The following is a 14,812-nucleotide window of genomic DNA, read 5'->3' as shown; positions in this document are numbered from 1 at the left end:
TCTAGAGGAACAGCCCGATCAGCAGCGCCATGCTGACGCCGATCACGCCGATCAACGTCTCCATCACCGTCCAGCTTTTCAGGGTGTCCTTCTCGGTCAGGCCGAAGTAGCGGCTGACCAGCCAGAAGCCGGAGTCATTGACGTGGCTGAGCACGGTGGCGCCACTGGCGATGGCGATCACCACCAGCCCCAGCACCGGGCCGGACAGCGCCAGCGTATCGATGACCGGCGCCATCAGGCCGGCGGCGGTGATCATCGCCACGGTAGCCGAGCCCTGGATGACACGCACCGCGGTGGCGATCAGGAAGGCGAGCAGGATCGGTGGCAGATTGCTGTCGGCCATCAGGGTGCCGAGCACGTCACCGACGCCGGAGTCGATCAGCATCTGCTTGAAGACACCGCCAGCCCCGGTGACCAGAATGATGATGCCGGCCGGCTCGAGTGCCTTGGTGGCGACTTCCATCACCTGTTCACGCGTCATGCCGCGACGCGTGCCCAGCAGGGTGAAGGCCATCAGCGTGGCCAGACTCAGCGCCACGAAGGGATGGCCAAGAAAGCCCAGCCAGCCGACCAGCGGACTGTCGTCACCGAACAGGAAGCCGGAGACGGTGTTGAGCACGATCAGCGCCAGCGGCAGCAGCACGATGGACAGGATCAACCCGAAGCCCGGGGCGCGCTGATTGACCTCTTCATCGCTCATCACGCTGCCGGCATTTTCCATGTACTCCGGGATCTTGGCATCGATACGCTTGGCGATGAAGCGACCGAAGATCGGGCCCGCGACGATCATCGCCGGCAGACCGCACAGCGCCCCGAACAGGATCACGTAGCCGAGGTCGGCACCGATCAGCTTGGCGACCGCGATCGGCCCCGGGGTCGGCGGAATGAAGGAGTGGGTGACGGCCAGGCCGGCCAGCAGCGGAATGCCGTAATAGAGCAGCGAGCGGCCGCTGCGGCGTGCCAGCGCATAGACCAGCGGCACCAGGATGATGAAGGCCACATCCAGGAATACCGGAATCGCGACCAGGAAGCCGGTCAGCGCCAGCGCCCACTGGGAACGTGAGGTCCCGAAGCGCCCCAGCAGGGTATTGGCCATGCGGTCGACGCCGCCGGACACTTCCAGCATCTTGCCGAACATCGCGCCGAGCCCGACCACGGTGGCCACGAAGCCCAGGGTGTTGCCCATGCCGTTGGTGACGGAATCGATGATGGCGTCGGGCTGCATGCCGGTGGCCAGCCCGACCCCCAGACTCACCACCAGCAGGGCGACGAAGGCGTGCAGGCGCAGACGCATGACGAGGTACAGCAGCAGCAGGATACCGCCGAGGGCGGCAAGGACGAGGGTGCTATCTGGGGACATGATGGCGAACTCTTGCGGCTGGCGGTGGCGGTGCGATCTGCCACGGCCTTGGGCGTATGGTGTGAGGCGTGTCGTGTGAGGCCTGTGGTGCAGGGCCGGTTTTGCCAGACCTGTTGTGCAGACCTGTTGTGCAAGACCTGTTGTGCAAGACCTGTTGTGCAAGACCTGTTGCTTCGTGCAGGATGAAAGTTACCGGTAACATAAGCGTCTGTGCAATGATCCGAAAGGTGCATGTCGCCGGGTCGCCACGACATGGATGATACTGCGCGGGGTATCCTGCGCAGCGCCGCCGCTCATGGGCTCGCCACACAGGGTTCGCCGTGGCCGGCCCGGGTGGCAAGGTGGGACGACAGACAACACGGATATTCTTCAAGGGGAAGGGGTGTCATGCAGCAGCAGGCAGAAGGGGTGTCATCCACGGCGTCCGCTCAGGGCAGCGTCGCGCTGGACGACGAGAGCGTCACCTTGCCCGAGGGTGGGGTGCGACTGGTGGTGATGGGCGTGTCCGGGTGCGGGAAGTCGCATGTCGGCCAGGCGTTGGCGGCATGTCTGGGGGCGCAGTTCATCGACGGTGATGACTATCATGGCGAGGCCAACGTGGCCAAGATGGCGCGCGGCATCCCGCTCAATGATGAAGACCGCCATGGCTGGCTGGCCCGCCTGGTCGAGCTGATCGATGAGGCGCGCCGCGAGGGACGCAGTCTGGTGCTGGCCTGTTCCTCGCTGAAGCGACGCTATCGCGATCAGCTGCGTGGCGGGGATGCGGCGCTGGGCTTCGTGTTCCTGGAAGGCATGCGCGAGCTGTTGCTGGAGCGCCTGGAGGCGCGCACCGATCACTTCTTCAAGGGCGCCGCCATGCTCGATGACCAGCTGGCGACCCTGGAGGTGCCTGAGCGTGAGACGGAGCGCGTCTATACCCTCGACATCAGTGCCACACCGCAGGCGTTGGTCGAACAGATGTGTCAGCAGCTGACGGCGCAGCACGCATCCTCGAAAGCGCTCACGCCCGGGGCAGACTCCCGCCTCTCTGCAGGCTGAAGCCCAGGTCTTCCCACAGGCCACGCGGCGTGGAGGCGTGGTCGCCGCTCAGGCGTGCCAGCAGCAGGGCGGCGGTGCGTTCGCCGATCTCTCGGCGCGGCGTGACCACGCTGGCAAGCGCAGGCCAGGTGCCACGGGTCATCTCCAGACCATTGAAGCCGGCCAGCGCCAGCCGTGCCGGCACTTCCAGGCCGCGACGCTGACACTCGAACAGTGCACCGGCGGCCAGGTCGTCGTTGCAGCAGAAGACGGCGTCGAGATTCGGCCACCGAGTCAGCATCTCGTCCAGCAATTCGCCGCCCAGCTTGACGCTTGAGGGTGCCGGAGTGGTCATCAGGTACTCCTGTGACAGGCCGGCGGCCTCGACGGCGGCGCGCCAGCCCGCCAGACGCTGCTCGACGCGGCGGTCCATGCGCGCGGCCAGAAAGCCGATGTGCCGGCGGCCGCTCTCGATCATCGCCTCCGCCATGGCGCGGCCGGCGGCGTGCTGATCCAGCCCCACTGCCATGTCCAGTGGCGCCTCACGCTTTTCCATGCACTCCACCACGGCACAGCCGGAGCGCGCGATCATCTCGGTGACGCGTTCGCTGTGGCGGCTGCCGCACAGCACCAGACCGTCCACGCCGAACGAGAGCCAAGTCTCGATCAGGCGCTCCTCTTCTTCCATCGAATAGCCGGTATGGCCGATCAGCAGCTGATAGCCGGCGGCGGCCAGCGGTGCCTCAAGTCCCCGGTGCAGTTCCGAGAACACGGCATTGGACAGTGACGGGATCAGCAGCGCGATCAGCCGGGAGCGACCACTGGCGAGGCTGCCGGCCTGGCGGTTGGGCATGTAACCCAGTTCGCGGGCGCACTCCCGTACCCGCTCGCGCATGGCGGTGGAGACCTTTTCGGGCTGGTTGAGCGCGCGCGAGACCGTGACCTTGGTCACGCCCAGGCGAGCGGCGATGTCGGCGAGCGTCACGCGTCTGGGGCGCGGTGGAGTGTGATGCAGAGGCGGCATGGCAATGTCAGGCGCTGGAAAGAGAGAGGCCGAGTGTCACCGTTCCGGGGTGTCATCGGCAAGGACCACGACGTCAGACGTGGCTGAGCGAGAGCAGGAACAGGATCATCGGCGGCGAGGCCAGCGAGAGCAGAAAGCCGGATACGACGGCCACGGGCACGCAGGCAACACCGCCGGTCTGCTGGATGACTGGCAGAGTGAAGTCCATCGAGGTCGCGCCGCCGAAGCCGATGGCCAGCGGCGTGAAGCGTTGGATGGTCAGTGGGATCAACAGGAAGGCGAGCAGTTCGCGGCTCAGGTCATTGAAGAAGGCTGCGCCACCCAGAATCGGCCCGAGCTGATCACCGATCAGGATGCCTGACAGCGAATACCAGCCGAAACCGGCTGACATCGCCATGCCCTGATTCCAGTCGAGTGCCAGAAGCGGTGCCGCCAGCAGTCCGCCCAGCAGCGAGCTCGCCATCACCGTCAGCGCGATGAACAGGCCATGGCGGTTGAGCAGGATCTGGCGCAGGCTCATGCCGGAGCTTCTCAGCTGGCAGCCGATCAGCGCCAGCAGGGCATAGAGTGCCCACTCGGCCAGGGTGTCGGTGTCGAGCGAGATCTCCATCAGTCCCAGCACGACGCCCGCCGCGACGCCCAGCGCGACCGCCGCCGCCAGTGTCAGGGAGCCGGACAGCGCTTCCCAGCGGGTCATCGGCGCTCCCTCCACCACGCGTGAGGCATCCGCACGCAGTGCACTGCGGCGTGACAGCGCCCACAGTGCCAGCAGATTCAATGGCGTGATGATGGCGAACAGAATCACCGCCTGCCCGCTCATGGCGGCCATGCCGGCGCCGAGTTGCTCCAGCCCGGCAAGCCCCATGCCCATCAGGAACAGGATGACGTAGATCGAGGCATTCACCAGCTGATTGACGACCGCCAGACGTGCGGGCTGCTCGATACGCACCAGATAGCCGAGAATCAGCGGCAGCAGGATGAAGATGAGACCCGAGAGCATGACCCTTCCTTGTCATTGGCCGTCGACAGGACCAGAGCGACGTAAGCGATTGATTGTCAGTGAGTATCACTGGGAAGGGTTACTGTAACGATTGCCGGGGACAGAGGGTATCCCCGGGAGTGGATCCTGCGCGATAACTGCTGATGGGGGATCAGCGCGGCTTATGCCGCGGCCTGGACACTGAGTTCTGGACTCAGAGCACCGGACACCGAGCCTCACGACGGGTCACGGACTGGCCTGGCGCCGCGAGCTGCTGAGCCGGTCGAGGGTCAGATGTGCGGAGCGCTCGGGGACTTCACCTGCGGGGCTGTCCTCGTAGTCGAGGTAGTCGAGAGCCACCATCAGGCCCGGCCAGCGGGGGGCCAGCCACAGGCGGTAGTGCTTCTGATCACGATGCTTGCGCCAGGTGTCCAGCCGCAGGGTGCGGAAGGTCTGACCGGCGGCCACGCGGGATTCCTGGGCCTGGATCTCATACATCAGTGTCCGGGTGCGCCCCTTGTGATCCAGATATTCCAGCGCACAGGGGGCTCCCGTCAGGCAACTTCCCGCGGCCCACTGGGCATCGGCCTGCTGGCTCAGCAGTACCAGCAGGGTCTGGCGGTCGGGGAGGAGCGTCTCGTCAGGCTCGGGTGCCTCGCGGCTGTAGTCCTTGCCGATACCCGCCAGACGATAACCGGAACGATACCCGGCCGGCTGCAGCTGGCCTTCCTTGAGGAGGAAGCGTCCCTGCTCGTAGCCGCTGGCCACCTTGATGGAGGCCTCCATGCTGGCGATGTAAAGCTCCCCGCTCTGGCTGATGCGCTGCGTGATGGGCACATCCGGCCAGCCGTCCAGCACCAGGGTGTATTGAGCGGTGAAGGGCACGGGAGACTCCGCGCTGCTCACGTCAGCGCTCGCCTGTTGCGCCGTGCTCAACAGGGCTGATCCCAGCAGCATCGCGCCAAGCCAGCCGTTCAGGCGGCGAGGCGAGGGTATCCGTCGCAGGCGTGTCCAGTGGATTCGTCGTGGTACAAGGGCAAGCATGGTGACTCCTGTCGAAGCTTTCTGTCCGCAAATGGGGTCGCCCTTGGGGAGTGGTGTCGTTCGGGGCGAGAGCATGATGATTGGGCAGCGTGGCCGCATGCAAGGTTCCCTCGCGCTGGCGCACCTCTCCTGCCAGTCGTGGATGACGCATGAGGGCCCGCTGGCGATGGCCCCGATGACAGGCGCATCAGGCACAGGACGCTATTTCAGCGCTTGCTCATGCGCGCCGGACAGGTACTCTGGGAACGCCTTGTGCGTGAGCTGCAGGCTTCCCGACATGTCAGGCAGAGGTGATGTCAGGCGAGCGCGATGCAGTGATGCCAACCCCGTTTGTTCAATCAGGAGATCATCATGGCCAGCATTGTCATCATTGCCGGAGATTTTGTGGAAGACTATGAGCTGATGGTGCCGTTCCAGGCGCTGCAGGCGATGGGTCATCGGGTCGATGTGGTATGCCCGGACAAGCGTGAAGGCGATATCGTCAAGACGGCGATCCACGACTTCGAAGGCGATCAGACCTATACCGAGAAGCCGGGTCACAACTTCGCGCTCAACGCGAGCTTCGCCGACCTCAAGGCGGAAGACTACGATGCGCTGCTGATCCCCGGTGGCCGCGCTCCCGAGTACCTGCGTCTGGACGAGCGTGTGCTGAACCTGGTGCGTCACTTCGTCGAGGCCGACAAGCCCATCGCCGCCGTCTGCCATGGCCCGCAGCTGCTGGCGGCTGCCATGTCGCTGGAAGGCCATCGCGTCAGCGCCTATCCGGCCTGCGCGCCGGAGGTCAAGCTGGCAGGTGGCGAATTCGTGTCACTGGAAGTCACCGATGCCGTGACCTCCGGCAAGCTGGTGACCGCGCCGGCCTGGCCGGCCCACCCGGAGTGGCTGCGTCAGTTCAATGCCCTGCTGGCATGAGGCGTGACTGACCTCCATTGCGGCTGACATGCATTGCGACTGACATGAGCCGTGGCACGAGCTGCCATCGCGCCTCGTGATGCTCGACGACGACACCCCGCCCTTGGCGGGGTGTCGTCGTTTCAGGCGGTGAGTCTCTCGATCCAGGCGCGATGCGGGGCGAGGCGTGACTGGTGTTCCGCCCGCCAGACGGGGTCGCCCAGGGTGCTGGCGTAGCGGCTGGCATGATCACAGGCCAGCAGCAGCCAGCTACCCGTCAGCGCCTCGCCGCGGGCGTGCTTGAGCTCGAGGGTTTCCAGCAGGCCCGCGAAGGCGGTGCCGGTGGAGGGCCCGACGGCAAGCCCGGCATGCTCTGCCAGCCATAGTGCCGCCGCCTGGCTGCGGGCATCCGCGATGCGTCGATAATCATCGAAGTGCACGGGGTCGAACGCCTCCAGTACACAGGGGCGGCCAATGCCCTCGATGGGGTTGGGTGCCTGAGGCGCGGGCAGTGAGGTCATGCGGGTGCCATGGGTGTGATGGTGCTGCCAGCAGGCATGATAGACGGAGTGTTCGGGGTCCACGCCGATCACGCGAGCGCCATGGCCCCTGTGGTGTAGAGGCCCCGAGTGGTGAAAAGGCCCCGTGTGGTGTAGAGGCCCCGAGTGGCGAAGAAGACCCTTGTGACGCAGATGGCGCGCGAAGGTGGCGGCGCTGCCGCCGGTGCCAGCGCCGAGAAAGACCGCTTCAAGCTCCGGCAGCTCGCGTTCGGCGATCTGTGCCAGGCACTCGCCCGGCAGGCTTGTCTCGCTCTGCCAGTCGCTGGCCGTGGCGGCATGCTGGAACTGGTTGAGGAAGTGGCCGCCGCTGTCCTCGGCCAGCGCCTGGGCGGACTGGCAAAGGTGGACGGCATTCTCGATCTCCACGACACGCCCGCCCTCGTCACGAATCGCCTTCAGCTTGTCACATGCGGTGCCCTTGGGTACCACGGCGATGAATTCCAGTCCCAGGCGGCGTGCCAGCCACGCTTCAGAGACCGCCGTGGAGCCTGACGAGGCGTCGATGACCGGGCGTCCGGGACTGAGCCAGCCTTGCTTCAAGGCCTGCTCGAACAACGCCATGGCCAGTCGATGCTTGAGTGAACCACTGGCGTGGGCGCGCTCGTCCTTGATCAGCACGCGCGCCTCGCCAAGCCCGCAAAGCGCAAGCTCCCTGAGCGGAGTGACGGGCGTGGCTGCCTTCAAGGCGGCCAGCTGTGCCAGGCACTCCTGTCGCCATGCTTCCAGAGGCGTCCTGTACAGCAAGCCCTCCGAGGGAGTGGCGAGTGAAGAGGGCGCACACGGCGAGCGAGGGGGAAAGGCAGTGGTCGGCATGGCAGCGGTTCCTGTCGCGGGGAGGAGCCTTCATGGTACGACCGGCTGTCAGGCAAAACTTGCCAGTTGTCATGGCGTAGGCCATGTTCTGTAGCAAGATTTTGTCGTGAGGAGGGAGTATGGAGAAAATTGTGCTCGATGCCACGGACCGCGCGCTGCTGCGGCTGTTGCAGCGTGATGCCAGCCTGTCATTGGCGGCACTGGCGGAGTCGGTGCATCTGACCACCTCACCCTGCTGGAAGCGCCTCAAGCGGCTGGAGGAATGCGGGGTGATCACCGCGCGGGTGGCGCTGCTGGATGCCGAGCGGGTCGGGCTGGGGCTGACCGCCTTCGTGCAACTCAAGACCCGCGATCATTCGCGGGCCTGGTTCGAGCGGTTCGTGGCGGTGATCGAGGAGATCGAGGAGGTCACCGAGTTCTATCGCATGGCGGGCGACTATGACTACCTGCTCAAGGTTCAGGTCGCGGACATGAATGCCTACGACCGCGTCTACAAGCAGCTGGTCAATACCCTCGATGACCTCACCGATGTCTCGGCACGCTTCGCGATGGAGTGTCTCAAGTCGACCACTGCGCTTCCGGTGTGAAACGCACGTCTCAGTAGCCGTGTTCCAGACTGATGCCCGTCAGGGACTCACCGCGCTGCACGCGACGGATGTTCTCCGCCAGCTGGTCGGCGGCCTCGGAGACCGGGGTCGGGGCGGCGGCGTGCGGGGTGATGATCACCTTCGGGTGCTGCCACAGCGGGCTGTCGCCGGCGAGCGGCTCATGCTGGAAGACATCCAGCAGCGCGCCGCGCAACTGATCCTTCTCCAGCGCCGCGAGCAGATCCTCCTCGACCACGCTGCTGCCGCGGCCGGGATTGATCAGCACGGCGTCATCGGGCAGGGCCGCGAAGACCTCTGCATTCAGCACGTCGCGAGTGGCGGTGGTGTTGGGCAGCAGGTTGATCACCGCCTTGAGGCCAAGCGTTTCATCTCCCAGCACTGCCTTGAGCGAGCGACCGCCTTCCCCCTGTTCATGGTGGCAGGTCACGCCCTCCAGGGTGTGGGCGCTGCGGCTGAAGCCATGCACGGGGTAGCCGTCTGCCGCCAGCGCCTCGGCGATCTGCCGGCCGATGGCACCCAGGCCGAGCACCGCGACCGGATAATGCCTGGCGCGCACCACGCGATGTGGCGCCCAGTGACGCTCTGACTGCTGGACAGCGTAGCGATCGAAGTCACGTCGGAAGTGCAGCAGGCCGTAGCGCACGTAATCGAGCATGTGGCTGGCCATGCCGGCATCGCGCAGCTTGAGCACCGGCACCTCTCGAGGCAGGGCGGGATTGGCCAGCAGGCTGTCCACGCCGGCACCCAGATTGAGAATCGCCTTCACGTCGTGATCGCGATGCCGCTCGAACAGTGCCGCCGGGGGTGCCCACACCACCAGGATGTGGCCCAGGGTCTCGCCGTCATCGGCGAGGATCTCGATGTCGCTGCTGTCCAGACGCTCACGCAGTGCCTCGCACCAGCGTTCTGCCCGCTCGTGATGTACCAGAATTCGCATGTGGCTCATCTGAAAGAGTCTCCTGAAAGGTCCTGGAGTATTTCCCGGTGATGTCGTGATGATGGCGCGGCCCTTGCAAGGGCCGAAGGGAAGGGCGACAGTGCCAGAGTCGCCTTTGACCCGCTGTCGGCAGAGTGACAGACTCGAATCAAGAGGGGAATTCGGATGTTCGCATATACGTTGACGGCTCTGGGCACCAGAGGCGCGCGTAAGGCTCCGCCCCGACGTGCTGCTTGCCTCAAGGCCTGATTGAACAGGAGCGCTGCATGAGCCAATTCCCGTCGCATCCGCCTATTGCCCAGCCTCCATTCGCGGGGCTCAACAACTTGCCGAATGGCGAAGCGCAGGCGATGCCCGACAACTGGGTACCGCGGCCACTGTCGGCCGGACGCCAGGCCTTCACCATCGGGGAATATCACGCCCGTATCCAGCGTGTCCGGGAAGCGATGGCGCGTGCCGGCATCGATGTGATGGTGATTTCCGACCCCTCCAACATGGCCTGGTTGACCGGTTATGACGGCTGGTCCTTCTATGTGCACCAATGTGTACTGCTGGGTCTGAGCGGTGAGCCAGTCTGGTACGGACGCCGTCAGGACGGCAACGGCGCGCTGCGTACCTGCTGGATGGGCGAGGACAACATCCTGTGGTATCCGGATTACTACGTGCAGAATCCGGACATGCATCCGATGGAGTTTCTCGCCCAGTCGATCCTGCCGCAGCGCGGCTGGCACGACGGCGTGGTGGGGGTCGAACTCGACAACTACTACTACTCGGCACGTGCCCATCTGGCGCTGGTCAAGGAGTTGCCCCACGCGCGACTGGTGGACGCCAACTCGCTGGTCAACTGGTGTCGGGCGATCAAGTCCGAGCAGGAGATCGCCTACATGCGCGTGGCGGGGCGCATCGTCGAGCGCATGCACTCGCGCATCCTCGAGATGATCGAGCCGGGCCTGCCCAAGAGCGCACTGGTCGCCGAGATCTATCGTGTCGGGGTCGAGGGTGTGGTCGGGCCGAATGGTGAGATTCTCGGCGGCGACTATCCGGCCATCGTGCCATTGCTGCCGACCGGCAGTGATGCCGCTGCCCCTCACCTGACCTGGGATGACACGCCGTTTCGCGAGGGCGAGGGCACCTTCTTCGAGATCGCCGGCTGCTACAAGCGCTATCACGCGCCGCTCTCGCGCACCGTGTTTCTCGGTCGGCCGCCGCGCGATTTCGTGCGTGGCGAGTCCGCCCTGCTGGAAGGCATCGAAAGCGGCCTGGCCATCGCCAGACCGGGCAATCGTTGCTGCGACATCGCGCTGGCGCTGGGCGCGGCGATGGACAAGTACGGCTTCGACCGGGGGGGCGCACGTTGCGGCTATCCCATCGGCATCAGCTATCCGCCGGATTGGGGCGAGCGCACCATGAGTCTGCGCCCCAGTGACGAGACGGTGCTGGAACCGGGCATGACCTTCCACTTCATGCCCGGCATGTGGATGGATGACTGGGGGCTCGAGATCACCGAGTCGATCCTGATCACCGAGAATGGTGCCGAGCCATTGTGTGACGTGCCCCGCCAGCTGTTCGTCAAGTGACGGGCTGGCCGTTCGTCAGTGATGCGATGCCATACGCCTTTGTTGTTGTGAGTTCGTCCGGCCAAGGAGGCCTGTCATGCGTGAATCTCCCGTCAGCCTGACCATTGACCTGAACGCCGATGGCCTTCAACACGGCTTCTTCAAGTTGCCGATTTCCACCGATGAGTCTGCCTGGGGTGCCGTGATGACCCCGATCAGCGTGATCGCCAACGGTGAAGGCCCCACGGTGCTGCTCACCGGCGGCAATCACGGTGACGAGTACGAGGGCATCACCGCGCTCTACAAGCTGGCGGCCCGCCTCACGCCCGAGGACGTGCAGGGGCGTGTCATCATCGTGCCGACCATGAATGCGCTGGCGGCCAAGGCCGGCCGGCGCTGCTCGCCACTTGATGGCGGCAATCTCAATCGCAGCTTCCCCGGCGATCCCGAGGGGGGACCTACCGAGCAGATCGCCGACTATTTCACCCGGGTGCTGGTACCGCAGTGTGACTACGCGCTGGACCTGCATTCCGGTGGTCGCACCCTGGATATCCTGCCGTTCGCGGCCGCGCACCGCCTGGACTATCTCGAGGCGTCGCTGGGCGTGGAGCAGTGCCGTCATCAGGAAGCCGAGAGTCTGGCCGGTGCGCTGGCCTTCGGTGCGCCTTCGGCGATGATGATGTTCGAGCTGGATGCCGAGGCGCTCTACGACACTGCCGTGGAACGCCAGGGCAAGGTCTTCGTCACCACGGAGCTGGGGGGCGGCGGTTCCACCACGCCTGAGCGCCAGGCGATCGCCGACCGTGGCGTCGACAACTTCCTCGCCTTCAGTGGCGTGCTGCGCGAACGCAGTCGTGCCGACCTGGAGGGCGATGTCGAGCGACGCCATGCCGACCAGGCGGCCAGGCCGCTGCTGATCGACATGCCGGACGCCAGCTGCTACGTGCAGAGTGAGCATGAAGGCCTGCTGGAACTGTGCGTGGCGCTGGGTGAGCAGGTCAGCGCGGGGCAGTGCGTGGCTCGGGTCTACCCGCTGGGGCGGGCCGGTCAGCCGGCGGTGGAATATCGTGCCGAGCGCGACGGCGTGCTGGTAGCCCGGCGTTTCCCGGCGCAGGTCAGTCTCGGCGATACGCTGGCGGTGATCGCCGAGGTGGTGGACGATCTGGCGCGAGATGCCTCATGAGTTCAGGCGCTGCGCGCGCGATGCCCGCGCCCAGGCTTGATGCCTTCGATCTGAAGATTCTGGCGATCCTCGAGCGCGATGGTCGCATTACCAAGTCGCGGCTGGCCGAGGAGATCAATCTGTCGGTCAGCCCGTGCTGGGAGCGGGTCAAGCGCCTTGAGCAGGCCGGCATCATCGAGGGCTATTCGGCGCGCATCAATCAGGCGCTGCTCGAGGCGCAGCGCGGCGGTGGCGTGGTGGCAGCCCCGCGCACGCCGGTATGGGTGGAGATACACCTCAAGCATCACGATGCCGAGAGCTTCCAGCGCTTCGAGCGCGCCATGCGCGAGGCGGACGAGGTGATCGAGTGCGTGGCGGTCGGCGGCGGCGTGGATTATCTGCTGCGTCTCGAGACGGCGAGCATCGATGCCTACCAGCGATTGATCGACCGCTGGCTGGTCTCCGAGCTTGGGATCGATCGTTACTTCACCTACATCGTCACCAAGCAGGTAAAATAGCGCGCCATTGCAGCCGACCTTCCTCTTTCGCAGCGCGAGATATCATCATCATGGCGCCTTCCATCGCCCCTTCAGGCTCCGTTGTCAGCCAGTCCCATGTCCTATCTGACGCGCCTGACGCGCCGGTGCTGATCTTCGATTCGGGGGTCGGAGGACTCTCGGTGGCGGCGGAGATTCGCCGCCAATGGCCGACGTTGCCGCTGGCCTATGTGTGTGACAACGCCGCGCTCCCCTACGGCACCAAGGCCGATGACTGGCTGGTGACGCGCATCGCGCAGGTGTGTGCGGCGGCGGTCGAGGCAAGTGTAGCGCGTGCCCTGGTGGTGGCGTGCAATACCGCCAGCACGCTGGCGCTGCAGGCATTGCGCGAGACGTTGTCGATTCCGGTGATCGGTACCGTACCGGCGATCAAGCCTGCCGCGCTGCTGGCGCGCAGCCGTCAGAGCGCGGTGCGCCGCGCACAGGGCGAGCCGCCAGTGTTCGGCTTGCTGGCCACCTCCGCCACGGTGAGGCGTGCCTATACCGAGCAGTTGATCCATGATTTCGCGGCGGATTGCCAGGTGATTCGCGTCGCGGCGGACCCGCTGGTCGCCGAGGCCGAGCGCCGTCTGCGTGGCGAGGATGCTCGCCCCGAGGTGGTCGCGGCGAGTCTGGCGGATCTCGCGGCGGTGCCGGGGCTGGAGGTGGTGATTCTCGGCTGTACCCACTTCCCGCTGCTCAGCGCGGATATCGCCAGCGCCCTGGGCAGGAATGCGCCGGGTGAACCACCGCTGGCGTTGGTGGATTCCGGTGCGGCGATCGCACGGCGCGTGGCCCAGGTGCTGGAGTTGCCGGCCCGCACGGCGCAGGCCACGCTGGCGCAAGACGAGGTGTCTGGCGCAGGCATCGCCCTGGCGACGGACGCCCGTCAGCCCGGCCTTGCCACTGCACTTGAAAGCCAGGGGTTTGCCGCCCCTCGAGGACTCGCGCTCGGCCCCTGACGGCCCCTGTCGCTGCATGAGTCACCAACCCGTGCTTGAGCTTCGCGCTGCCGGTGGTAGGCTAGCGCGCCCAACCTTTGAATGGACGTGATCGGCATGGCTCTCCATGACCTCATCCGCGTCCCTTTGCTCATCGTTTCAGTGCTGCGGTATGCCCGCAGGCAGGAGTCAGTGTGGCCATCGCCGTCGTCGATCCCAGTCAGTATGAACAGCAGCTTGCCGAGAAGGCCGAGCAGACCCGCGCCCGTTTCGCCGCCTTCGATGCGCCGGAGCTCGAGGTGTTTCCCTCGCCGCCCAGTCATTACCGCATGCGCTGCGAATTTCGTATCTGGCATGAGGATGACGACCTCTACTATGCGATGTTCGAGGTGGAATTCGACGATGAGGGCAACAAGAAGAAGACGGTCGTGCGCATGGACGACTTCCCGGTGGCCAGCCAGCGCATCAATACGCTGATGCCGCTGCTGCGTGAGCGGCTCAAGGCCAGTCCGGTGCTGCGTGAGCGTCTGTTCCAGTGTGAATTCCTCACCACCCTGAGTGGCGAGGCACTGGTCACGCTGATCTATCACCGCAAGCTGGAAGAGGACTGGGAAGCCGAGGCGCGCGCGCTGGAGCAGGAACTCGACATCATGATCATCGGGCGTTCACGCAAGCAGCACCTCGTGCTGACGCGCGATCACGTCTTCGAGCGTCTCGAGGTCGATGGACGTGAATATGTCTATCAGCAGGTCGAGAACAGCTTCACCCAGCCCAACGCCGAGATCTGCCGCTCCATGCTCAGCTGGGCGCGCGACGTGACCCATCCGGACAAGGCGCGAGCGGAAGGCCGGGAGCAGGGCGATCTGGTCGAGCTCTATTGTGGCAACGGCAATTTCACCATCGCGCTGGCCGAGAACTTCCGTCGCGTGCTGGCCACCGAGATCTCGCGGACGTCGGTGGCCTCGGCGCAGGTCAATCTGGCGGCCAATGGCATCGACAATGCCCAGGTGGCGCGCATGTCCGCCGAGGACTTCTCGCTGGCACTGGCCGGCGAGAAGGAGGGGCGCCGCGTGGCGGAGATGGATCTCGAGAATCATGACTTCCGCACCGTGCTGGTGGACCCGCCGCGCGCCGGTCTCGATGCCGACAGCTGCGAGCAGACCGCGCGCTACGAACGCATCGTCTATATCTCCTGCAACCCGCAGACGTTGAGCGAGAATCTCGAGGTGCTGTGCCGCACGCATCGCATCGAGCGTTTCGCGCTGTTCGACCAGTTCCCCTATACCGATCACCTGGAGTGTGGGGTCTATCTCGTCAGGAAGTGAGTGAAAGCAGGCGTGTCAGCAAGTGAGAGACGGCGGAGCGTTTTCCGCCTCGACGCTTG

General features: G+C 65.4%; 14 protein-coding genes. 8 read left to right on the top strand and 6 right to left on the bottom strand.

Annotated elements, in window-relative coordinates; genetic code table 11:
* Position 1: 1 nt before the first annotated feature.
* A complete protein-coding gene (locus BOH68_RS14290) occupies positions 2 to 1,360 on the bottom strand; it encodes a GntT/GntP/DsdX family permease (RefSeq protein WP_077378405.1) in 1,359 nt (452 codons plus the stop codon).
* A 387-nt stretch (positions 1,361 to 1,747) separates the two neighbouring features.
* Here BOH68_RS14290 and BOH68_RS14285 point away from each other — a divergent pair, with 387 nt between their 5' ends.
* Positions 1,748 to 2,398: a gluconokinase gene (locus BOH68_RS14285; RefSeq protein ID WP_308457345.1), complete on the top strand. Its 651-nt coding sequence runs from the start codon at positions 1,748 to 1,750 to the stop codon at positions 2,396 to 2,398.
* Here BOH68_RS14285 and BOH68_RS14280 read toward each other — a convergent pair.
* The 3 genes from BOH68_RS14280 to BOH68_RS14270 all read right to left on the bottom strand — a co-directional run bounded on the left by BOH68_RS14280 (position 2,361) and on the right by BOH68_RS14270 (position 5,424).
* Positions 2,361 to 3,401 carry a LacI family DNA-binding transcriptional regulator gene (locus BOH68_RS14280; RefSeq protein WP_077378407.1) on the bottom strand — a complete coding sequence of 347 codons (1,041 nt, stop codon included), beginning with the start codon at positions 3,399 to 3,401 and terminating at the stop codon, positions 2,361 to 2,363. The genes BOH68_RS14285 and BOH68_RS14280 overlap by 38 nt on opposite strands.
* A gap of 73 nt (positions 3,402 to 3,474) precedes the next feature.
* Positions 3,475 to 4,401, bottom strand: a complete 927-nt coding sequence (locus BOH68_RS14275) for a lysine exporter LysO family protein (protein ID WP_077378410.1) — start codon at positions 4,399 to 4,401, stop codon at positions 3,475 to 3,477.
* A gap of 225 nt (positions 4,402 to 4,626) precedes the next feature.
* Positions 4,627 to 5,424 (bottom strand): hypothetical protein, encoded by a 798-nt coding sequence (locus tag BOH68_RS14270; protein ID WP_139345491.1) that lies wholly within the window; start codon positions 5,422 to 5,424, stop codon positions 4,627 to 4,629.
* Positions 5,425 to 5,775: 351 nt separating this feature from the next.
* On the opposite strand from BOH68_RS14270, the gene BOH68_RS14265 reads away from it, so the two are divergent.
* Entirely contained in the window at positions 5,776 to 6,336 is a 561-nt protein-coding gene (locus BOH68_RS14265) for a DJ-1/PfpI family protein (protein ID WP_077378415.1), read from the top strand.
* A 122-nt stretch (positions 6,337 to 6,458) separates the two neighbouring features.
* Here the strand turns inward: BOH68_RS14265 and BOH68_RS14260 are convergent, their stop codons facing one another.
* Positions 6,459 to 7,688 carry a PLP-dependent cysteine synthase family protein gene (locus tag BOH68_RS14260; RefSeq protein WP_077378418.1) on the bottom strand — a complete coding sequence of 410 codons (1,230 nt, stop codon included), beginning with the start codon at positions 7,686 to 7,688 and terminating at the stop codon, positions 6,459 to 6,461.
* A 119-nt stretch (positions 7,689 to 7,807) separates the two neighbouring features.
* Between BOH68_RS14260 and BOH68_RS14255 the strand changes: the two genes are divergently transcribed.
* Complete coding sequence (locus BOH68_RS14255) at positions 7,808 to 8,275, top strand: Lrp/AsnC family transcriptional regulator (RefSeq protein WP_077378421.1); 468 nt, start codon at positions 7,808 to 7,810, stop codon at positions 8,273 to 8,275.
* Between the two features lie 10 nt (positions 8,276 to 8,285).
* Here the strand turns inward: BOH68_RS14255 and BOH68_RS14250 are convergent, their stop codons facing one another.
* Positions 8,286 to 9,242, bottom strand: coding sequence for a 2-hydroxyacid dehydrogenase (locus BOH68_RS14250; protein WP_308457346.1), 957 nt, complete (start codon positions 9,240 to 9,242; stop codon positions 8,286 to 8,288).
* Between the two features lie 341 nt (positions 9,243 to 9,583).
* Here BOH68_RS14250 and doeA point away from each other — a divergent pair, with 341 nt between their 5' ends.
* The 5 genes from doeA (at position 9,584) to trmA (ending at position 14,753) form a co-directional block, all read left to right on the top strand.
* Positions 9,584 to 10,810, top strand: a complete 1,227-nt coding sequence (gene doeA, locus BOH68_RS14245) for an ectoine hydrolase DoeA (protein ID WP_077378504.1) — start codon at positions 9,584 to 9,586, stop codon at positions 10,808 to 10,810.
* Positions 10,811 to 10,886: 76 nt separating this feature from the next.
* Positions 10,887 to 11,972 (top strand): N(2)-acetyl-L-2,4-diaminobutanoate deacetylase DoeB, encoded by a 1,086-nt coding sequence (gene doeB, locus BOH68_RS14240; RefSeq protein WP_077378423.1) that lies wholly within the window; start codon positions 10,887 to 10,889, stop codon positions 11,970 to 11,972.
* A complete protein-coding gene (locus BOH68_RS14235; protein ID WP_255303153.1) occupies positions 11,969 to 12,469 on the top strand; it encodes an Lrp/AsnC family transcriptional regulator in 501 nt (166 codons plus the stop codon). The genes doeB and BOH68_RS14235 overlap by 4 nt, the downstream gene beginning before the upstream one ends.
* Before the next feature lie 50 nt (positions 12,470 to 12,519).
* Positions 12,520 to 13,449, top strand: a complete 930-nt coding sequence (gene murI, locus BOH68_RS14230; protein ID WP_077378429.1) for a glutamate racemase — start codon at positions 12,520 to 12,522, stop codon at positions 13,447 to 13,449.
* 173 nt (positions 13,450 to 13,622) lie between these two features.
* Positions 13,623 to 14,753: a tRNA (uridine(54)-C5)-methyltransferase TrmA gene (trmA, locus tag BOH68_RS14225; protein WP_077378432.1), complete on the top strand. Its 1,131-nt coding sequence runs from the start codon at positions 13,623 to 13,625 to the stop codon at positions 14,751 to 14,753.
* The last annotated feature ends 59 nt before the right edge of the window (positions 14,754 to 14,812 follow it).

It is taken from the genome of Cobetia sp. MM1IDA2H-1 (assembly GCF_002916775.2).
Lineage (GTDB): Bacteria > Pseudomonadota > Gammaproteobacteria > Pseudomonadales > Halomonadaceae > Cobetia > Cobetia marina.
Note: the sequence above shows the minus strand (reverse complement) of the source record. Positions and strands in the feature narration are given on the sequence as shown.